Origin of the sequence: Streptomyces sp. NPDC046712 (genome assembly GCF_040645695.1) — a bacterium.
In the GTDB taxonomy this organism is placed as follows: domain Bacteria; phylum Actinomycetota; class Actinomycetes; order Streptomycetales; family Streptomycetaceae; genus Streptomyces.
Window position 1 is genome coordinate 24130 of record NZ_JBEYYW010000019.1, and the last position, 19336, is coordinate 43465.

At 70.7% G+C, this 19336-nt stretch carries 19 protein-coding genes; 7 read left to right on the forward strand and 12 right to left on the reverse strand.

What is annotated here, in order from left to right; genetic code table 11:
• Positions 1-17 precede the first annotated feature (17 nt).
• From ABZ939_RS23890 to tyrS, 3 genes are all read left to right on the forward strand, one after another.
• Complete coding sequence (locus ABZ939_RS23890) at positions 18-1550, forward strand: TldD/PmbA family protein (RefSeq protein WP_361858665.1); 1533 nt, start codon at positions 18-20, stop codon at positions 1548-1550.
• A gap of 82 nt (positions 1551-1632) precedes the next feature.
• The gene (locus ABZ939_RS23895; protein WP_361858668.1) at positions 1633-3024 is read left to right on the forward strand and encodes a metallopeptidase TldD-related protein; all 1392 of its coding nucleotides are present in this window, start codon (positions 1633-1635) and stop codon (positions 3022-3024) included.
• Between the two features lie 54 nt (positions 3025-3078).
• Positions 3079-4350 carry a tyrosine--tRNA ligase gene (gene tyrS / locus ABZ939_RS23900; RefSeq protein WP_361858671.1) on the forward strand — a complete coding sequence of 424 codons (1272 nt, stop codon included), beginning with the start codon at positions 3079-3081 and terminating at the stop codon, positions 4348-4350.
• 109 nt (positions 4351-4459) lie between these two features.
• Here the strand turns inward: tyrS and ABZ939_RS23905 are convergent, their stop codons facing one another.
• Positions 4460-4735: a GlsB/YeaQ/YmgE family stress response membrane protein gene (locus tag ABZ939_RS23905; RefSeq protein WP_361858674.1), complete on the reverse strand. Its 276-nt coding sequence runs from the start codon at positions 4733-4735 to the stop codon at positions 4460-4462.
• Between the two features lie 181 nt (positions 4736-4916).
• Here ABZ939_RS23905 and ABZ939_RS23910 point away from each other — a divergent pair, with 181 nt between their 5' ends.
• A complete protein-coding gene (locus ABZ939_RS23910) occupies positions 4917-5261 on the forward strand; it encodes a DUF3099 domain-containing protein (RefSeq protein ID WP_361858677.1) in 345 nt (114 codons plus the stop codon).
• Positions 5262-5385: 124 nt separating this feature from the next.
• Positions 5386-5685, forward strand: coding sequence for a hypothetical protein (locus ABZ939_RS23915; protein ID WP_361858680.1), 300 nt, complete (start codon positions 5386-5388; stop codon positions 5683-5685).
• On the opposite strand, the gene moaA is transcribed toward ABZ939_RS23915, so the two are convergent.
• From moaA to ABZ939_RS23930, 3 genes are all read right to left on the reverse strand, one after another.
• Entirely contained in the window at positions 5668-6657 is a 990-nt protein-coding gene (gene moaA / locus ABZ939_RS23920; RefSeq protein WP_361858683.1) for a GTP 3',8-cyclase MoaA, read from the reverse strand. The genes ABZ939_RS23915 and moaA overlap by 18 nt on opposite strands.
• Positions 6658-6810: 153 nt before the next feature.
• Positions 6811-8445, reverse strand: a complete 1635-nt coding sequence (locus ABZ939_RS23925; RefSeq protein ID WP_361858686.1) for a cation acetate symporter — start codon at positions 8443-8445, stop codon at positions 6811-6813.
• Positions 8442-8837: a DUF485 domain-containing protein gene (locus ABZ939_RS23930; RefSeq protein WP_361858689.1), complete on the reverse strand. Its 396-nt coding sequence runs from the start codon at positions 8835-8837 to the stop codon at positions 8442-8444. The genes ABZ939_RS23925 and ABZ939_RS23930 overlap by 4 nt, the downstream gene beginning before the upstream one ends.
• Before the next feature lie 285 nt (positions 8838-9122).
• Between ABZ939_RS23930 and ABZ939_RS23935 the strand changes: the two genes are divergently transcribed.
• Both ABZ939_RS23935 and ABZ939_RS23940 read left to right on the forward strand, forming a co-directional pair.
• Complete coding sequence (locus ABZ939_RS23935; protein WP_361858692.1) at positions 9123-10661, forward strand: S8 family serine peptidase; 1539 nt, start codon at positions 9123-9125, stop codon at positions 10659-10661.
• Positions 10662-10738: 77 nt separating this feature from the next.
• Positions 10739-12058 carry a CoA transferase gene (locus ABZ939_RS23940; RefSeq protein ID WP_361858695.1) on the forward strand — a complete coding sequence of 440 codons (1320 nt, stop codon included), beginning with the start codon at positions 10739-10741 and terminating at the stop codon, positions 12056-12058.
• Here the strand turns inward: ABZ939_RS23940 and ABZ939_RS23945 are convergent.
• The 8 genes from ABZ939_RS23945 to ABZ939_RS23980 form a co-directional block, all read right to left on the reverse strand.
• Complete coding sequence (locus tag ABZ939_RS23945; protein ID WP_361858699.1) at positions 12048-13091, reverse strand: zinc-dependent alcohol dehydrogenase family protein; 1044 nt, start codon at positions 13089-13091, stop codon at positions 12048-12050. The two genes, ABZ939_RS23940 and ABZ939_RS23945, sit on opposite strands and share 11 nt — an antisense overlap.
• A gap of 18 nt (positions 13092-13109) precedes the next feature.
• Entirely contained in the window at positions 13110-13253 is a 144-nt protein-coding gene (locus ABZ939_RS23950) for a hypothetical protein (protein WP_361858702.1), read from the reverse strand.
• Entirely contained in the window at positions 13250-14140 is an 891-nt protein-coding gene (locus tag ABZ939_RS23955) for a sterol desaturase family protein (RefSeq protein WP_361858705.1), read from the reverse strand. The genes ABZ939_RS23950 and ABZ939_RS23955 overlap by 4 nt, the downstream gene beginning before the upstream one ends.
• Positions 14141-14334: 194 nt before the next feature.
• Entirely contained in the window at positions 14335-15048 is a 714-nt protein-coding gene (locus tag ABZ939_RS23960; protein WP_361858708.1) for a VIT family protein, read from the reverse strand.
• Positions 15049-15072: 24 nt separating this feature from the next.
• On the reverse strand, positions 15073-16296 hold the full coding sequence (locus ABZ939_RS23965) for an amidohydrolase family protein (RefSeq protein WP_361858711.1): 1224 nt from the start codon (positions 16294-16296) through the stop codon (positions 15073-15075).
• A complete protein-coding gene (locus ABZ939_RS23970) occupies positions 16296-17588 on the reverse strand; it encodes an amidohydrolase family protein (protein WP_361858714.1) in 1293 nt (430 codons plus the stop codon). The genes ABZ939_RS23965 and ABZ939_RS23970 overlap by 1 nt, the downstream gene beginning before the upstream one ends.
• Before the next feature lie 11 nt (positions 17589-17599).
• Positions 17600-18484, reverse strand: coding sequence for an SDR family NAD(P)-dependent oxidoreductase (locus ABZ939_RS23975; protein ID WP_361858717.1), 885 nt, complete (start codon positions 18482-18484; stop codon positions 17600-17602).
• Entirely contained in the window at positions 18484-19281 is a 798-nt protein-coding gene (locus tag ABZ939_RS23980) for an acetoacetate decarboxylase family protein (RefSeq protein WP_361858720.1), read from the reverse strand. Before ABZ939_RS23980 ends, ABZ939_RS23975 begins: the two co-directional genes overlap by 1 nt.
• Positions 19282-19336: the final 55 nt, after the last annotated feature.

The following is a 19336-nucleotide window of genomic DNA, read 5'->3' on the forward strand; positions in this document are numbered from 1 at the left end:
CACGACAGGAGACAGCTGTGCCATCTGAGGCCCATTCCATCGACGCAGCCTTCACGGCGCTGCCGCTGCGGGCGCTCGCCGACGCCGCGCTCGCACGCGCGCGTGCCCTCGGCTCCGACCATGCCGACTTCCGTCTGGAGCGGGTGCGCAGCGCCTCCTGGCGGTTGCGGGACGCCAAGCCCTCGGGCTCATCGGACACCACGGACCTCGGGTACGCGGTGCGGGTGGTGCACGGCGGGGCCTGGGGCTTCGCCTCCGGGGTCGATCTGACCATGGACGGGGCCGCGCGCGTCGCCTCGCAGGCCGTCGCCATGGCCAAGCTCTCCGCGAAGGTGATCGCGGCGGCCGGGTCGGACGAGCGGGTGGAGCTGGCCGAGGAGCCGGTGCACGCGGAGCGGACCTGGATCTCCTCGTACGAGATCAACCCCTTCGACATCCCCGGCGCCGAGAAGGGCGCGCTGCTCGCCGACTGGAGCGAGCGGCTGCTGCGGGCGGAGGGCGTGGCGCACGTGGACGCCTCGCTGATGACCGTCCAGGAGAACAAGTTCTACGCGGACACGGCGGGCACCGTGACCACCCAGCAGCGGGTCCGGCTGCATCCGCAGCTCACCGCGGTCGCCGTGGACGAGACGACCGGCGAGTTCGACTCGATGCGGACGATCGCGCCGCCGGTCGGGCGCGGCTGGGAGTATCTGACCGGCACCGGCTGGGACTGGAACGCGGAGCTGGAGCGGATCCCGGAGCTGCTCGCCGAGAAGATGCGGGCGCCGAGCGTGGAGGCGGGCACGTACGACCTGGTCGTCGACCCGTCGAACCTCTGGCTGACCATCCACGAGTCGATCGGGCACGCCACCGAGCTCGACCGGGCGCTGGGCTACGAGGCGGCGTACGCGGGGACCTCGTTCGCCACCTTCGACCAGCTGGGGAAGCTGGCGTACGGTTCGTCGATCATGAACGTGACCGGGGACCGCACCGCCGAGCACGGGCTCGCGACCATCGGGTACGACGACGAGGGCGTCGAGGCGCAGTCGTGGGACCTGGTGAAGGACGGCACGCTCGTCGGCTACCAGCTGGACCGGCGGATCGCGAAGCTGACGGGCCTGGGCCGGTCGAACGGCTGCGCCTTCGCCGACTCGCCGGGCCATGTGCCGGTGCAGCGGATGGCGAACGTCTCCCTTCAGCCGGACCCGGGCGGGCTCTCCACGGAGGATCTGATCGGGGGCGTCGAGCGGGGCATCTACGTGGTCGGCGACCGCTCCTGGTCGATCGACATGCAGCGCTACAACTTCCAGTTCACCGGGCAGCGCTTCTTCCGCATCGAGAACGGCAAGCTGGCCGGCCAGCTGCGGGACGTCGCGTACCAGGCGACGACGACGGACTTCTGGGGCTCGATGGAGAAGGTCGGCGGCCCGCAGACGTACGTCCTGGGTGGCGCGTTCAACTGCGGCAAGGCCCAGCCGGGCCAGGTGGCGGCGGTCTCCCACGGCTGCCCGTCGGCCCTCTTCAGGGGCGTCAACATCCTCAACACGACGCAGGAGGCGGGACGATGACCGGTCACCACGGAATCTGCCGGGGGTCCGGGGGGCGTCCCCCGGGCAAGCACAGTCTCAACACGACGCAGGAGGCCGGTCGATGAGCCGCGTCAGCAAGCCGTACGAGATCGTCGAGCGGGCCCTGGAGCTGTCCCGCGCGGACGGATGTGTCGTCATCGCCGACGAGGAGTCCTCCGCCAATCTGCGCTGGGCGGGCAACGCGCTGACCACCAACGGCGTCACGCGCGGCCGTACGCTCACGGTCGTCGCGACCGTCGACGGCGGGCAGGGCACCGCGTCCGGCGTCGTGTCGCGCTCTGCGGTGACCGTCGACGACCTGGAGCCGCTGGTGCGGGCCGCGGAGGCGGCCGCCCGGGCCGCGGGGCCCGCCGAGGACGCGCAGCCGCTGGTCGAGGGCGTCGACGTCTCCCCCGACTTCAGGGACGCGCCCGCCGAGACCACCTCCGCCGTCTTCGCGGACTTCGCGCCCGCGCTCGGCGAGGCGTTCGCGCGGGCCCGGGCCGGCGGGCGCGAGCTGTACGGCTTCGCCAACCACGAGCTGACCTCGACCTACCTCGGTACGTCGACGGGGCTGCGGCTGCGCCACGACCAGCCCAACGGCACCCTGGAGCTGAACGCCAAGTCCCCCGACCGCTCGCGCTCCGCGTGGGCCGGGCGCTCCACCCGCGACTTCAAGGACGTCGACCCGGCCGCCCTCGACGCCGACCTGGCGCAGCGGCTCGGCTGGGCGGAGCGCCGGATCGAGCTGCCGGCCGGCCGGTACGAGACGCTGCTGCCGCCGACCGCCGTGGCCGACCTGCTGATCTACCAGCTCTGGTCCTCGGCGGCCCGGGACGCGGTGGAGGGTCGTACGGTCTTCTCGAAGCCGGGCGGCGGGACGCGGCTCGGCGAGACGCTCTCCCCGCTGCCGCTGACCCTGCGCAGCGACCCGAACGAGCCGGGTCTGGAGTCCGCGCCGTTCGTGATCGCGCACTCCTCGGGCGACGACTCCTCCGTCTTCGACAACGGTCTGCCGCTGATGCCGATCGACTGGGTGCGGGAGGGGAAGCTGGAGCATCTGATCACCACCCGGCACACGGCGGGGCTTACTCGCCTGCCCGTGGCGCCCGGGGCCGGGAACCTGGTCCTGGACGGCGGCGGGGAGCGCTCGCTGGAGGAGATGGTGGCCTCCACGGAGCGTGGTCTGCTGCTGACCTGCCTCTGGTACATCCGCGAGGTCGACCCGGCGACGCTGCTGCTGACCGGGCTGACGCGCGACGGTGTCTACCTCGTCGAGAACGGCGAGGTGGTCGGCGAGGTGAACAACTTCCGGTTCAACGAGTCGCCGGTGGACCTGCTGTCGCGGGCCTCGGAGGCGGGACGGACCGAGAAGACGCTGCCGCGCGAGTGGAGCGACTGGTTCACCAGGGCCGCGATGCCGGCGCTGCGGGTGCCGGACTTCAACATGAGCTCGGTCAGCAAGGGTGTATGACCCGCCTAGACTGAGGGCGGCGTGACGACAACCAATCAAGGAGACGGACGAATCGTGACCGACATCGTCGACGAGCTGAAGTGGCGCGGGCTGTTCGCCCAGTCCACCGACGAGGACGCACTGCGCAAGGCTCTCACGGACGGTCCCATCACGTTCTATTGCGGGTTCGACCCGACCGCGGCCAGTCTCCACGTCGGTCACCTGGTCCAGGTGCTCACCGTCCGCCGGCTCCAGCAGGCCGGTCACCGGCCGCTGGCGCTGGTCGGTGGGGCCACCGGCCAGATCGGTGACCCCCGGCCGACCGCCGAGCGCACCCTGAACGACCCGGAGACGGTCGCGAACTGGGTGAACCGGCTGCGGACCCAGATCGAGCCGTTCCTCTCCTTCGAGGGGGAGAACGCGGCGGTCATGGTGAACAACCTGGACTGGACCGCCGGCATGTCGGCGATCGAGTTCCTGCGGGACATCGGCAAGCACTTCCGGGTCAACAAGATGCTGACCAAGGACTCCGTCGCCCGGCGCCTGGAGTCCGAGCAGGGCATCAGCTACACCGAGTTCAGCTACCAGCTGCTCCAGGGCATGGACTTCCTGGAGCTGTACCGCCGCTACGGCTGCACGCTGCAGCAGGGCGGGTCCGACCAGTGGGGCAACCTGGTGGCCGGCCTCGACCTGATCCACCGGCTGGAGCCGGGGGCCGAGGTGCACGCGCTGGCGACCCCGCTGATGGTCAAGGCGGACGGCACCAAGTTCGGCAAGACCGAGGGCGGGGCCGTGTGGCTCGACCCGGAGATGACCACGCCGTACGCGTTCTACCAGTTCTGGCTGAACGTGGACGACCGGGACATCTCCACCTACATGCGGATCCTGTCCTTCAAGTCCCGCGAGGAGCTGGAGGAGCTGGAGCAGCAGACCGCCGAGCGACCCCAGGCCCGGGCCGCCCAGCGGGCGCTCGCCGAGGAGCTGACGACGCTGGTGCACGGCGCCGAGCAGTGCGCGGCCGTCATCAACGCCTCGAAGGCGCTGTTCGGGCAGGGCGACCTGACCGAGCTGGACGCGCCCACGCTGGCCGCCGCGCTCTCCGAGCTGCCGCACGCGCGCGTGGCGGAGCTCGGTCAGGTCGTGGACCTGTTCACCGAGGTCGGTCTGGCGCCGAGCAAGTCGGCGGCGCGGCGCACGGTGAAGGAGGGCGGGGCGTACGTGAACAACGTGAAGGTCACCGCCGAGGACGCCGAGGTGTCGGCGGACGAGCTGCTGCACGGCCGCTGGCTGGTGCTGCGCCGGGGCAAGAAGAACCTGGCGGCGATCGAGGTCGGCGCGGAGGTCTGATCCCCGAAGCCCCCGGAGCATGGAGATGCCCGGGAGCACGACATGACGGAGGCCGGTACGCGCGTCGCGCGCGTGCCGGCCTCCGTCATGTCCGGGCCTCTCCGGGCCGTCACGCCCGTTGCCTGTTGCCCCGGATCGAGGCCCACAGCATGTCACCGAGGCCGACGACGACGACCGCGCCGATGAGTTGGAGCAGGTGGCGTGTCCAGTCGATACCGCGGGTGTCCTCGACCCCGATCCAGCCCGCGACGGAATTACCGAGAACACTGCCGATAATGCCGAATACGGTCGTCAGCCACAGCGGGATCTGCTGCTTTCCCGGAATGATCGCCTTCGCGATCAGGCCGAGTACAAAACCCACGATGATCGCCCACAACCAACTCATGGACCGCCTCCTCATGCGGCGCAATCTGCGCATGTGGGCCCAGTCTCGGCTCATCCGCCATACGGCGCATGTCGGACGGCACCATACGTGACCCGGTCTCCCCCGCGTCGGACGTCGGGCGTACCGTGGAGACAGGTCCGGACCGGGGAGAGTCCGGCGTGGACGCTGGTGGTGGAATGCGATGCGGAAGCATGGCGGAGCAGAGGTTTTCCGAATCACCGGGGCCCGTCAGGGCCTGTCCGACGATGTGCGCGGCCGGGAGCGGCGGTATGTGATCTCGATGTTGGTGCGAACGGTCTCCGTCATCGCGGCAGTCGTCCTGTGGGGCATCGAGCGCCATGTGGCCATCGTGGCTCTCGTGCTCGGCGGAGTGCTCCCCTATATCGCCGTGGTCATCGCCAACGCGGGTCGGGAGAAATCGCCGTCCCTCCCCTCGTCGTTCGTTCCGGCACCGACGCGTCCGGAGCTCCCTGCCGGAGACGGCCCGGCGGAAGCCCGTACGGAACGTTCGTACGGTCAGAGTTGATCATCACAGCGACCTAAAAGCTCAAGAAAAGCTCAGATCAATCATGAAGTTCCGGTGCACCGCACCCCATTCCCCGTGACATACTTCCTACGCGCTCCGCATCCCCCGTCGGAGCGACGGACCGATGCCGGGCAGCTCCCCCCGTGGCTGCTCGGCATCGCCATTGCTGGACAATGATCAGGTGACCGACGAAACCCCGATCTGTTCCGCCAAGGGCTGCCGCGCCGACGCGGTGTGGGTGCTGGCCTGGAACAACCCCAAGCTGCACACGCCCGAGCGCCGCAAGACCTGGCTCGCCTGCGAGGAGCACCGCGAGCATCTCTCCCAGTTCCTGGGCGTACGGGGCTTCCTCAAGGACGTCGTACCGCTCGCGGAGTGGGAGTCGAGCGACGATTCGGCCGGGGGCTCAGCCGCCGATCGCTGACATCGGGCGCTCCGGCTGCAGGAAGCTCGGGTCGTCGAGACCGGAACCGGCCTTCTTGCCCCACATCGCCAGCTTCCAGATCCGGGCGATCTCGGAGTCCGGCGCGTCCGAGCGCAGCGCCGCCCGCAGGTCCGTCTCCTCGGTCGCGAACAGACAGGTGCGGACCTGACCGTCGGCGGTGAGCCGGGTCCGGTCGCAGGCCCGGCAGAACGGGCGGGTGACGGAGGCGATGACACCGACCGTGTGCGGTCCGCCGTCCACGACCCAGCGCTCGGCGGGGGCCGAGCCCCGCTCGTCCGCGCCTTCGGGGGTCAGCGTGAAGCGGGTGCGCAGCGACTCCAGGATGTCCCCGGCGGTGATCATGCCGTCGCGCTTCCAGCCGTGCTGGGCGTCGAGCGGCATCTGCTCGATGAAGCGGAGCTCGTACGCGTTCTCCACGGCCCAGGCCAGCAGGTCGGGGGCCTCGTCGTCGTTGAGTCCGGGCATCAGGACCGCGTTGACCTTGACCGGGGTGAGACCGGCGTCGCGCGCGGCGGCCATGCCGTCGAGCACGTCGTGGTGGCGGTCGCGGCGGGTCAGGGTCTTGAAGACCTCGGGCCGGAGGGTGTCGAGGGAGACGTTGACCCGGTCCAGGCCGGCGGCCTTCAGGGCGACGGCCGTGCGCTTGAGCCCGATGCCGTTCGTGGTCAGCGACATCTTGGGCCGGGGCTCCAGGGCCGCGCACCGCTCGACGATGCCGACGAGGCCGGGGCGGAGCAGGGGCTCGCCGCCGGTGAAGCGGACCTCGGTGATGCCGAGCTCGGTGACCGCGATCCGTATCAGCCGGACGATCTCGTCGTCGGTCAGCAGATCGGGCTTGGCCAGCCACTGCAGGCCCTCTTCCGGCATACAGTACGTACACCGCAGATTGCACCGGTCGGTGAGCGAAACACGCAGGTCAGTGGCCACACGGCCGTAGGTGTCGATGAGCACTGTGGGCCCCCTCCCTGTCTTTCGGTGATTTCTACAGCCGAGAGTACGCGAGAGCGCGGACAACCAGCAGGGGCCGATTGGAACGAGGACCGGAGCGACCGCGTCGTAGAGTCCTACGACACGGCCGCTCCGTGGTCGCGTACCGTGCGCGGCTCAGTGCGCTCCGACACCGGTGAGGGACTTGACCTCCAGTTCCGCGTACTTGCCCTTGTCCGGCTCCTCCTTCGAGAGGAGGGAGCCGAGCCAGCCGAGCAGGAAGCCCAGCGGGATGGAGACGAGCCCCGGGTTCTCGAGCGGGAACCAGTAGAAGTCCACGGTCTTGAACATCGAGGTGGGCTTGCCGGAGACGACCGGCGAGAACAGCACGAGCACGACCGAGGAGATCAGACCGCCGTAGATCGACCAGAGCGCGCCCTGGGTCGTGAACCGCTTCCAGAAAAGGCTGTAGAGGATCGTCGGCAGGTTCGCGGAGGCGGCCACCGCGAAGGCGAGGGCGACCAGGCCGGCCACGTTGAGGTCCCGGGCGAGCGCGCCGAGCGCGATCGAGACGATTCCGATGAGGACGGTCGCCCAGCGCGCGGCGCGGACTTCCTCCTGCTCGGTGGCCTTCCCGCGCCGGATGACGTTGGCGTAGATGTCGTGCGCGAAGGACGAGGACGACGCCAGGGTCAGTCCGGCGACGACCGCGAGGATGGTGGCGAAGGCGACGGCGGAGATCACCGCGAGCAGGATCGCGCCGCCGGTGGAGCCGGCGCCGCCGCCGATCTCCAGGGCCGCCAGCGGGGCGGCCGTGTTGCCCGCCTTGTTCGAGGCGATGATGTCGCTGTTCTTCAGCAGGGCCGCGGCGCCGAAGCCGAGGACGATCGTCATCAGGTAGAACGCGCCGATGATGCCGATGGCCCAGTTGACCGACTTACGGGCGGCCTTGGCGGTCGGCACCGTGTAGAAGCGGATCAGGATGTGCGGCAGGCCGGCGGTGCCGAGGACGAGCGCGATGCCGAGCGAGATGAAGTCCAGCTTCGAGATGCTGGTGGCCCCGTACTTGAGGCCGGGCTCCAGGAAGGCCTGGCCCTTGCCGCTGTTGGTGGCGGCGGCGCCGAGCAGGTCGGAGAGGTTGAAGTTGAACTTCAGCAGGATGAGGAAGGTGATCAGGAGCGTGCCCGCGATGAGCAGGACGGCCTTGACCATCTGCACCCAGGTGGTGCCCTTCATGCCGCCGATGGTGACGTACACGATCATCAGCACGCCGACGAGGGCGACGATGGCGATCTTGCCGCCGTCGCTGGTGATGCCGAGGAGCAGCGAGACGAGGACGCCGGCGCCGGCCATCTGGGCGAGCAGATAGAAGATCGAGACGACGATGGTGGAGGTGCCGGCGGCGGTACGGACGGGGCGCTGCCGCATCCGGTAGGCGAGGACGTCGCCCATGGTGAACCGGCCGGAGTTGCGCAGCGGTTCGGCGACCAGGAGCAGGGCGACCAGCCAGGCGACCAGGAAGCCGATCGAGTAGAGGAAGCCGTCGTAGCCGAAGAGCGCGATGGCGCCGGCGATGCCGAGGAAGGACGCGGCGGACATGTAGTCGCCGGAGATCGCCAGGCCGTTCTGGAATCCGGTGAACTGGCGGCCGCCGGCGTAGAAGTCGGCGGCGCTCTTGGTCTGGCGGCCGGCCCAGACGGTGATCACGAGCGTGGCGACGACGAAGGCGCCGAAGAGGGTGATGATCAGCGGCCGGTGCTCGCTGGTGGCGTTCTCGGCCGCCACCGACACGGTCTCGAAGAAGCTGCTCACGCGTCTGCCTCCGTGCCTGCCGTGCTCTCCATACGGGACTTGATGGCCTCGGCCTTCGGGTCGAGGCGGTCCGCCGCGTGCCGCGAGTAGAGCCAGGCGATGAGGAAGGTGGTGGCGAACTGGCCGAGGCCGAGGACGAGCGCCACGTTGATGTTGCCGAAGAGCTTGGTCCCCATGAAGCCGCCCGCGTAGTTGGAGAGCAGCACGTACAGCAGGTACCAGGCGATGAAGGCGATCGTCAGGGGGAAGGCGAAGGATCGGTACGTGCGGCGCAGTTCGCCGAACTCCGCGCTCTCCTGCACCTCGACGAACGCCTCTGTCGTGGGCTGGGCGGGGCCGGTGTGGTCGGCGTACGTGCCGCCTCCGGGCGGCGGCGGTGCTTCGGTAGCCACGGATTCTCCTCGTGACGCGGGTGCGGTGGGCATGGACAAAGGGGCCTCGCTGGGGGGGTGGGGGAAGAGGGCTCCGGGCGGAGCTCCTCCCCTGCACAACGGCACGGAGCGCGGGGCGAAGCGGTTCACCGCGAATGTTTCCTCTCCTGGACCTTCCTCCGGATCTTCATGAAGTCCTCTCAACTCATTGAAGGGGCGGGATGATCAGCGATAACTTCACTCGTCATGCACCTGCCCGTCCGCAATCCGCGCGCGGGCAGTACATACGGATGATGTGGAGAACCCATGGCTCATCTGGGATCGAGACGCGGCCGAGTACTCGCTCTGCCTGCCGGTCTCGCGCTCACGGCCTCGCTCGGCTTCCTTCCGACCGGCGCATCCGCCGCGGAACTGAGCGACACCCCGGCGACGGCCGCCGTCTCGACGGACGGTCCCAAGCTGTCGTACGTCGTGAACATCGAGGGGGGCCGCTGGACGGCCGCCTCGGTGAAGAAGGCGATAGCCGCGGCCGGTGGCACGGTGGTCATCTCCTATGACCAGATCGGTGTGATCGTCGTCCACTCGCAGAACCCCGAGTTCGCGAAGACGATCCGTCAGGCGAAGGGTGTGGTGTCCGCCGGTTCGACGCGCACCGCCCCGCTGTCCGTCCAGACCGACACCTCTGTCGGCGAGGGCGGCCAGGCGCTGACCGCGGCCGAGGCGACGGCCGCCGCGGCCGGTGCCACGGACGCGCAGGACCCGCTCGAGCCGCTGCAGTGGGACCTGCCCGCCATCAAGGCGGACAAGGCCCACCAGAAGACGCTCGGCAGCAGCAAGGTGACGGTCGGCGTCATCGACACGGGTGTCGACGACACCCACCCGGACCTGGCGCCGAACTTCGACGCCGCCGCGTCCGCCAACTGTGTGACCGGCGCCCCGAACACGACGCCGGGCTCGTGGCGTCCGAACCCGGGCGAGAGCGACCACGGTACGCACGTCGCCGGCACCATCGCCGCCGCCAAGAACGGCATCGGTGTCACCGGTGTCGCGCCGGGCGTGAAGGTCTCGGGCATCAAGGTGTCCACCCCCGACGGCTTCTTCTACACCGAGGCCGTCGTCTGCGGCTTCGTGTGGGCGGCCGAGCACGGTGTCGACATCACCAACAACAGCTACTACACGGACCCGTGGCTGTTCGCGTGCAAGAACGACGCCGACCAGAAGGCGCTGATCGAGGCCGTCACCCGCGCCACCCGCTACGCGGAGCACAAGGGCACGGTCAACGTCGCGGCGGCCGGCAACTCCAGGATGAACCTGGCGGCGGACGAGATCACGGACGTCACCAGCCCGAACGACACCACGCCGGTGACCCGCGTCATCGACCCGCAGGAGTGCCTCGACTACCCGTCGATGCTGCCGGGTGTGGTCACGGTGTCCGCCACGGGTGCGAAGGACCTGAAGGCCTCGTACTCCAACTACGGTCTCGGTGTCGTCGACATCTCGGCCCCGGGCGGCGACCGTACCGAATACCAGACCCCGGCCGCCCCGGCGGTCAACGGCCGCATCCTGTCGACCACGGTCAACGGCGGCTACAACTACAAGGCCGGTACGTCGATGGCCTCGCCGCACGCCGCCGGTGTGCTCGCGCTGCTGAAGTCGACGCACCCGAAGGCGAGCCCGGCCGCGCTCAAGGCCCTGCTGTACGCGCAGGCCGACGACCGCGCCTGCACGAACCCGTACGACATCGAGGGTGACGGCAAGATCGACGCCGTGTGCGAGGGTGGCAAGAACAAGAACGGCTTCTACGGAGCCGGTCTGGTGGACGCGCTGGACGCCGTCCGCCGGTAGGAACGCGTGACGGGGCCCTGGTGCGGTGTGTCGCACCAGGGCCCCTTCGCATGGCACTGAGTGCCATCATGCGTTCCATGGACAACACAGTGCGTACGGGTACGGAGTTGCTGTGGTCGGCCCTCGGCGGCGATCCCGCCCTGGTCGACCGGGTGTCGTACGTCGGCCCTTCCGGGCTGCTGCCGGCCCGGCTTCCGGTGATGGACCTGGCCCGGGCGACGGTCGCGGTCGCCGGCCTCGCCGCGGTGGAGCGGGAGGGCCGGACGGGCGGGGTCCGGGTGGACGACGGTGCGGTGGCCACCGCCTTCGTGAGCGAGCGTCACCTCCTGGTGAACGGCCGGGCACCGGTGAACTTCGCGCCGCTGTCGCGGTTCTGGCGGGCGTCGGACGGATGGGTGCGTACCCACGCGAACTATCCGCACCACCGGCGGGCGCTGCTCGACGCGCTGGGCGCGCAGGGCACGGTGCCGGCCCCGGAGAAGGCGGTGGCCGCGGTCGCGGCGGCGATCGCCGAGCGGAAGGCCGTCGACGTCGAGTCGGCGGTGTACGCGGCCGGGGGCCTCGCCGTCGCCGTCCGCACCCCGGAGCAGTGGGCGGCGTCCGGGCAGGGCAGGGAGGTGGCGAAGCGGCCGCTGCTGACCCGGGAGCGGCTGGACGACGCTCCGCCGCGGCGGCGTTCGGGTCCGCTGCGGGTGCTCGACCTCACCCGGGTCATCGCCGGGCCTGTCGCGACGCGGACGCTCGCGCTGCTCGGGGCGGACGTGCTGCGGATCGATCCGCCGGGCAACCCCGAACTGCCGGACCAGCACGCCGAAACGGACATCGGGAAGAGGACGGCCGCGCTCGATCTGGACAGCCCCTCGGGCCGCCGTACCTTCGACGAGCTGCTGGACGCGGCCGACGTCCTGGTCACCGGGTACCGTCCCGGCGCTCTGGACCGCTTCGAGCCGCACCGGCCCGGTCTGGTGATCGCGCGGCTCTCGGCATGGGGCGACTACGGCCCGTGGGCCGAGCGGCGCGGTTTCGACAGCCTGGTGCAGGCGGCGACCGGCATCGCGCTCACCGAGGGTTCGGAGGAGAAGCCTGGCGTGCTGCCTGCACAGGCCCTGGACCACGGCTCCGGCTATCTGCTCGCGGCGGCCGTGCTGCGCTCCCTGACCGAGCAGGACCGGGACGGCGGTACGCGTCTCGTACGCCTCGCGCTGGCGCAGACCGGGCACTGGCTGACACACACGCTCCCCGGCTACGAACCGGAGCGGTACCTGACCGAGACGGACGGCCCGCTGGGCCGGCTGCGGCATGCGCTGTCGCCCGTCTCGTACGAGGGCGGCCCGGCGGGCTGGTCGCGTCCGCCGGGCCTTCAGGGCCGGGACGACCCCACATGGCTCAGGGCCTGACGAGGACCTTCAGCGCGGTGCGCTCGTCCATCGCCTTGTAGCCGCCGGGGACGCCGTCGAGGCCGACGGTCAGGTCGAAGACCGGGGAGGGGTCGATGGTGCCGTCGAGGACGTCCGGGAGCAGTTCCGGGATGTACGCGCGGACCGGCGCGACGCCGCCGCGCAGCGCGATGTTCCGGTCGAACATGACGGAGAGGTCGAGTCCCGTACCGCTGCCGTGCGGGACGCCGACGTAGCCGATGGAGCCGCCGTCGCGGGCGATCGCGACGGCGGTGCGCATGGACTGCTCGGTGCCGACGGCCTCGATGACGGCGTGGGCGCCCTGGCCGCCGGTGAGCTCGCGGACGGCGGCCTCCGCGGCCTCGCCGCGTTCGGCGACGACGTCGGTGGCGCCGAAGGTCCTGGCGATGTCGGTACGGGCGGTGTGGCGGCCGAGGGCGATGATCCGCTCGGCTCCGAGGCGCTTGGCGGCGAGGACACCGCACAGACCGACGGCGCCGTCACCGACGACGGCGACGGTGGAGCCCTTGCGGACCCCCGCGCCGAGGGCGGCGTGGTGGCCGGTGCCCATCACGTCGGAGAGGGCGAGGAGCGCGGTCAGCAGCCGGTCGTCGGAGGCGGCCTCGGCGGGCAGCTTGACGAGGGTGCCGTCGGCGAAGGGGACGCGGACGGCTTCGCCCTGGCCGCCGTCGGAGCCCACGGAACCCCAGAAACCGCCGCTCGGGCAGGAGGTCTGCAGGCCCTCGGCGCAGTAGTCGCAGGTGCCGTCGGACCAGACGAAGGGGGCGACGACGAGATCGCCGGCCGAGAAGCCGGAGACGTCGGTGCCCGCCGCCTCGACGATGCCCAGGAACTCGTGGCCGATCCGCTGGCCGGGCTGGCGCGCGGACTCGCCGCGGTACGCCCAGAGGTCGCTGCCGCAGATGCAGGCGCGCAGGACACGGACGACGACGTCCGTGGAGTCCTGGATCACGGGGTCGGGTACGTCCTCCACGCGCATGTCGAACGGGGCGTGGATGGTGGTGGCGCGCATGGCGGACGGTCCTTGCTGTCAGTCGGTTGTACGACGTTCACCGTACTCCGCCTTCAGCACTCCCGCGGTCAGCAGGTACTGGGCGGCGATGTAGGTCAGCATGACCCAGAAGTCGACGACGAGTGCGAAGGCGGCGAGGAGCACACGGGAGGAGTTCTTCACGTGGCGGGCTCCGGGGCGGGGCGCTTCTCGGCGGCCGGGCCCTTCTCGGGGGCGGGGCCGCCCGGCTGCCAGCCGGGACCCCGGAAGACCCGTCCGGCGCGCTCGCGCCAGCTCGTCGCGGCCCGTACGTCGCGGGCGATGGCGGCGTACTCGTGGGTGGCGACGCGCAGCGGGTTGTAGGTCTCGATGTTCTTGGTGAGCCCGAAGACGGGCTTGGCGGTCTCTCCCACCCAGGAGCCGAACATCCGGTCCCAGACGATCAGGATGCCGCCGAAGTTCCGGTCCAGGTAGCCGCCCTGCGAGGCGTGGTGGACGCGGTGGTGGGAGGGCGTGTTGAGGACGTACTCGAAGGGGCGGGGCAGCTTGTCGATGCGCTCGGTGTGGATCCAGAACTGGTACACGAGGTTGATCGAGTAGCAGAAGGCGACGGCGGCCGGGTGCACGCCGAGGGCGATCATCGGCAGATAGAACGGCCAGGACGTCAGGCCGGTCCAGGGCTGGCGCAGCGCGGTGGTGAGGTTGAACCTGCGGCTGCTGTGGTGCACGACGTGGCAGGCCCACAGGATGCGGATGACGTGGTGTCCGCGGTGCTGCCAGTAGTAGAGGAAGTCCTGCGCGAGCAGCATCAGCGGGATCGTCCACCACAGGAGGGGGACGCGGAGCGGCGTGAGCTCGTGGACCGCGGTGTAGATCGCGACGATCGGGATCTTCCAGAGGAAGTCGAAGAAGAGGCTGCCGATCCCCATGCCGAGACTGGTGGCGGCGTCCTTGGTCTCGTACCCGGCGGCGTCCTCGTCGGGATGGAGCCGGTAGCTGACCATCTCCAGGACGGTGAGCAGGACGAAAGCCGGAATGGACCAGAACACGACGTCGGGCAGGTTCGGCATGGGGACGACGGTAGGGGCGCGGGTCGGACCCGGCTAGACGCTGTTACCGACAAGTATGCGAGACGGCTTGTCAGCAAGCTTTGGCACCTTCCGACAAGGCCGCTCGGCGTACGATCGCGGCGACGGCGGCCGCAGGGGGAGGAACTCCGTTGCAGGGAGTGGAAGTTGCGCTGGTTCGGCCGGCGGGGACGGCCCTAGACCCCCGCCGCCCCCAACAAGGACCCCGCCCCGTACGTCACCGCCATCGCCAGCGCCCCGCCGCCCATGTTGCGCAGGACCGCTCGGCCCGGTGGGGCCGCGCCCAGGCGGGCGCTCCACCAGCCGGTGGCGGCGAGGGCGGCCAGGACGGAGAGGACCGTGACCCAGAGGCGGATCGAGGCGGGCGGGAGGACGATCGCGAGGAGCGGGAGGAGGGCACCGACCGTGAAGGCGAGGAAGCTGGCGCCCGCCGCGTGCCAGGGGTTGGTGAGCTGGTCGGGGTCGATACCGAGCTCCACGCGCGCGTGGGCGCGCAGGGCGTCGCGTTCGGTGAGCTGTTCCGCGGCCTCGCGGGCCACGTCCGGGGAGAGGCCGCGAGCCGACAGGAGGTCCGTCAGCTCGGCCAGTTCCGCCTCGGGCTGTTCGCGCAGTTCGCGCCGCTCCTGGGCGAGAGCCGCCTTCTCCGAGTCGCGCTGGGTGGAGACCGAGACGTACTCCCCCGCCGCCATCGACATCGAGCCGGCGAGCAGGCCGGCCAGACCGGCGGTCAGGAGCGCGGCCTGCGACTCCGTCGCGCCGGCGACGCCCACGACGAGGCCCGCGGTGGAGACGATGCCGTCGTTGGCTCCGAGCACGGCGGCCCGGAGCCAGTTGAGACGGACGCCGAGACCGCCGCCGTGGGCTTCGTCGTGGGTGGGTGCTTCAGTCACCCCGGGAGGGTCTCACCCGGCCCCTCACCAGACACGGACCGACCCGCCCGGGGCGAAGGCGGGGCTGGTGGCGTCCGCCGGGACCTCCTTCAGGGGCTCGGCGATCTCCTCGACGGTCGGGCCGTGCACGGCCGCCAGGGAGTCCAGGAACGGCAGGTCGAAGCCGTAGACACGGGCCGCGTTGCCGCCGACCATCGCCGCGACCTCCTCCCTCGGCAGCCCCGCGTAGGCGATGCGGAGGCCTTCGCGGGAGTACGGAGTCGTGCCCTCGTCGTGCGGGTAGTCGCTGCCCCACATGATCTTGTCGAGGCCGATCCGGTCGCGCAGCGGCACCTCGTGCGGGCGCATGAAGCTCGCGCCCACGAAGCAGTTGTCCCGCCAGACCTCGCTGGGGCCCTTGCCCATGGACTCCGCGAGACCGGCGCCGAACTTGGATTCGGCGGTGGCGGCCCGCGAGGCCGCCGCGACCAGGCGCGCGTGGTAGTAGTCCAGCATCTCCATGACCCCGGGGATCCACCCCGAACCCTGCTCGGTCAGGACGAGCTTCAGGTCGGGGTGACGGCGGAAGGCTCCGCCGAACACCAGGTGCCACAGCGCCCGGTGCGAGAACCACGTCGTCTCCACCATGAACACGGCGCGCGCGGCCGGTTCGTCGCCGAGCGGCGGCGAGGCGGAGCCGCCGTGGTGGTTGACCGGGACGGCCAGCTCGGCGCAGACCGCCCAGATCGGGTCGTAGGACGTGGAGTACAGCTCGGGCACGCCCGAGCCCGGCGGGGCGCCGGGCAGCAGGATGCCGCCGGTGAGCCCCGCCTCCTTGGTGCGGCGGATCTCCCGTACCGCCTCGTCGACGTCGTTGAGGAGGATCTGCGCCACGCCCGCGCGGCGCCCCGGCGCGTCCGCGCAGAAGTCGGCCAGCCAACGGTTGTGCGCGCGCAGCCCGGCCCAGCGCTGCTCGAACTCCGCCCGCGTCGGGGCCGGTGCCATCAGTGAGGCGGAGGGGAAGAACGGCGGGATGGTGTTGGGGAAGACGACTTCGGCGACGATCCCGTCCGCCTCCAGCTCGCGCAGCCGTCGCCGCGAGTTCCAGTTGCGGTCGGCGGTGTCGGCGAGCAGGTCCTCGTACGGGTTGACGTAGCCGGCCGCCCAGGCGTCGAAGTCCTCGTGGTGCTTCTTCTCCAGGTACGGCTTGTAGTCCAACAGGTCCGCCCCCGCGTGGCAGTCCGCCGAGATGACCGTGTAGCGGTCCATCAGCTCACTCCCGGGGTCGGTCCCAGGGTCGGGAAGTCGTGGTCCGTCAGCCAGTGGCGGCCGACCTCGCGCGAACGCGCCCAGGACGCCTCCACCGCCGCCTGGTCGGGCGACTGGCCCAGCTCGGCGGGGGTCGGGCCGATCCGGCGGGCGATGGGATCGAGTTCGTGCACATCGAATCCGAAGACCTCGGCCGCCGCGAGACCCAGCATGCGGCGCGTCTCCGCCACCGGGATGTCGTGGAAGGTGTTCCGCAGCCACGCGCGCGTGTTGGGCCAGGTCCCCTCCGGGTGGGGGAAGTCGGAGCCCCACAGGATGTTGTCCACGCCGATCTCGTACCGCTGGGCCAGTTCGCGCCGCTTGGTGTTGGTGGCGCAGACGAAGACCTGGCGGTCCAGGTACTCGCTCGGCGGCCGCTTCAGCTCGGCGAACGGCGACAGCTTCTTCCCGCCGTGCGCGCCCAGGTAGAGCCGGTCCATGAACCACAGCAGGTTCGGCAGCCACCAACAGCCGGACTCGGCGACACCGAACCGCAGCCCCGGGTGGCGTTCGAAGACGCCGGACCAGAGCAGGAACCACAGCGGCCTGGCCGGCCACCAGGTCACCTCGCTGACGTAGATGCCGAGATGGTCGCCGTACTCCTCGCGCGGCGCCGCGCCCGAGTGGGTGACCAGCGGCATCCCGGTCTCGGCGGCGGCCGCCCAGATCGGGTCGTAGCGCGGGTCGTGGTACGGCTCCTTGTCCACCCACATGGAGGGGATCATCAGCGCCCCGAGCCCCGACTCCTTGGCCCGGTGGATCTCGGCGACGACCTTCGACGGCTCCGCCGTGATCGGCAGCAGCGCGACTCCGCAGTGGCGTTCGGGGTTCTGTCCGACGAACTCGGCCAGCCAGCGGTTGTGCGCCTGCGCGCCCGCCATGCCGAGCTCGGGGTCCTGGTCGCCGGAGAGTCCGAGGCCGACCCCGAAGGGCGCGGCGGTCTGGCTGTCGACGGCGTCCGCGTCGGGGAAGACGACCTCGGCGGCCACCCCGTCGCCGTCGAGCTCCTTGAGCCGCTGCGCGGCGTCCCAACCGCCCCGCAGCCCTTCCTCGTTGTCACTGAACCACTTGTTCGCGAAGTCCTCGTTGCGCACCCCGAGCCGGGTCATGGCCTCACGGCGGGCGTCGCGCCCGGCGAGGAACTCGTCGAAGGCGCGGTGGAAGCGGGAGTCGAGATAGGGCCGGTACCGCTCGGTGGGCAGACCGGCGTGGCAGTCGGAGGAGATGATCAGGTACGGGTCCTCATAGGTCATGGCGAAGCCCCTCAGTCGAGAATGAAGCTCTCCAGGTACGACGGGTTGGCGCGGTCGAGCATCGACTGCGAGCGCGCCCGGATCTGCCGGTCGCTGTGCTCGCTCGCCGGGAGCATCCAGAAGCGGTCGGCGCGGATGCCGTCGACGACGTGCTCGGCGACCTCCTCCACCGGGGTGAAGGCGACCTCGTGACCGGCGTCCTTCATGGCCGCCTCCCACTGGTCGAGGCTGCGGTACGGGGTCTTGCGCGGCCGCTCCTTGGCGTACCGCTCTGGCCTGTTGCGGTGCGACTCCCACAGACCGGTGCGCAGCATGTGCGGGCCGGGGAAGAGCACGGAGGCCCCCACGCGCGCGTGCTCCGCCTTCAGGTGCGCGTACAGCGACTCGGTCATGGTCACCACGGCCGCCTTGGTGACGGCGTACACGGAGGCGGTGGGCAGCGGGGCGATCCCGCCGTCGCCGGACGAGGTGTTGACGACGTGTCCGGGCTCGCCGCCGGCGATCATGCGGGGGACGAAGGCCTGGATGCCGTGGAAGACGCCCCAGACGTTGACGGCGAAGGCCCACTTCCAGTCGTTGGGCTCGTGCTCCCACATACGGCCCTCCGCGCCGGAGCCGACCCCGGCGTTGTTGCAGAGGACGTGGACGGCGCCGAAGGTGTCGTACGCCGCGTCGGCGAAGGCCCGTACGGAGGCGGCGTCACCGACGTCGACGGTCCTGGCGAGGATCTGGGCGCCGTCCTCCATGAGTTCCTCGGCCGCCTTGGCGAGCGCGGTCTCCTCCACGTCGCCGAGGACGACGGCGAGCCCCTCGGCGGCGAAGCGGCGCGCCATGGCGAGCCCGATGCCGCTCGCCGCGCCGGTGACGACGGCGACCTGTCCCTGTCGCAGCTCCATCAGACGCTTCCTTCCGGCGGGCCGTCGAGGATCTGCTGCGGGTCGTCGTACCGCTGGTGGATGTACGGCAGGAGGGCCTGGGCGCTCACGCGTTCCACGACCCGGCCCTTCTGGTCGGTGGTCTTCTCGCCGATGGTGATCTCGACGATCCGGCGGACGGGCAGGTCGGCCACGGGGTCGTACATGGACTCACGCAGCACGACGTCTCCGGTGACCTGTTCCAGCTTGCGCACCTTCTCGTTCCGGACGCAGTGGACGAGGACGGGGTCGGCGTCGAAGGCGGTGCCGTCCACGCCGGGCAGGAACTTGAAGTAGAAGTCGGTCTTCTCGGTGGGCTCGGGCAGCGGCAGCGGACCGGAGACCGCGCCGCGCACCTCGACGAAGGCGATGCCGTGGCGGGCGAGCGAGGCGCGGACGACGAGTCCGTCGCGTTCGACGACGACATCGCCGAGCTTCTTCGGTTCGCCGAAGACCTCACGGCCGCCGATGAGGGCGCGTTCCAGGGTCATCGGCATGACGAGCGGATACCAGCCCTCCTGGTCGCCGTGGGCGGCGGCGACGGCGACCGAGCCGGCGCCGAGGGGGTAGCCGGGCAGGTCGACCTGGGAGATGTTGGCCCGCACGAGGGGCCGCTCGGTGGGCTTCAGCGGTGGTGGCAGGACGGCCGCCACCACGTCCGGATCGGTCTCCCAGACGGCGACCACTCCGGTGGACCAGATGTCGGGGAGCTTCGCGCTCTTCGTGCGGGCCGCCGTGATCTCGGCGTCGGTGCGCGCCCCGTACCGTACTCGTGCCATGACGTACCACCCTTCAAGGGGTCGGGTCTGTAACACAGTTACACCGGCACCGAGG

Bases quoted from the DNA above. Each gene is read 5' to 3' on its own strand.
- ABZ939_RS23895 (WP_361858668.1), top strand. From the start codon at position 1,633: ATGAGCCGCGTCAGCAAGCCGTACGAGATCGTCGAGCGGGCCCTGGAG.
- ABZ939_RS23905 (WP_361858674.1), bottom strand. From the start codon at position 4,735: ATGAGTTGGTTGTGGGCGATCATCGTGGGTTTTGTACTCGGCCTGATC.
- ABZ939_RS23910 (WP_361858677.1), top strand. From the start codon at position 4,917: ATGCGGAAGCATGGCGGAGCAGAGGTTTTCCGAATCACCGGGGCCCGT.
- ABZ939_RS23915 (WP_361858680.1), top strand. From the start codon at position 5,386: ATGCCGGGCAGCTCCCCCCGTGGCTGCTCGGCATCGCCATTGCTGGAC.
- ABZ939_RS23935 (WP_361858692.1), top strand. From the start codon at position 9,123: ATGGCTCATCTGGGATCGAGACGCGGCCGAGTACTCGCTCTGCCTGCC.
- ABZ939_RS23940 (WP_361858695.1), top strand. From the start codon at position 10,739: ATGGACAACACAGTGCGTACGGGTACGGAGTTGCTGTGGTCGGCCCTC.
- ABZ939_RS23945 (WP_361858699.1), bottom strand. From the start codon at position 13,091: ATGCGCGCCACCACCATCCACGCCCCGTTCGACATGCGCGTGGAGGAC.
- ABZ939_RS23955 (WP_361858705.1), bottom strand. From the start codon at position 14,140: ATGCCGAACCTGCCCGACGTCGTGTTCTGGTCCATTCCGGCTTTCGTC.
- ABZ939_RS23965 (WP_361858711.1), bottom strand. From the start codon at position 16,296: ATGGACCGCTACACGGTCATCTCGGCGGACTGCCACGCGGGGGCGGAC.
- ABZ939_RS23970 (WP_361858714.1), bottom strand. From the start codon at position 17,588: ATGACCTATGAGGACCCGTACCTGATCATCTCCTCCGACTGCCACGCC.
- ABZ939_RS23975 (WP_361858717.1), bottom strand. From the start codon at position 18,484: ATGGAGCTGCGACAGGGACAGGTCGCCGTCGTCACCGGCGCGGCGAGC.
- ABZ939_RS23980 (WP_361858720.1), bottom strand. From the start codon at position 19,281: ATGGCACGAGTACGGTACGGGGCGCGCACCGACGCCGAGATCACGGCG.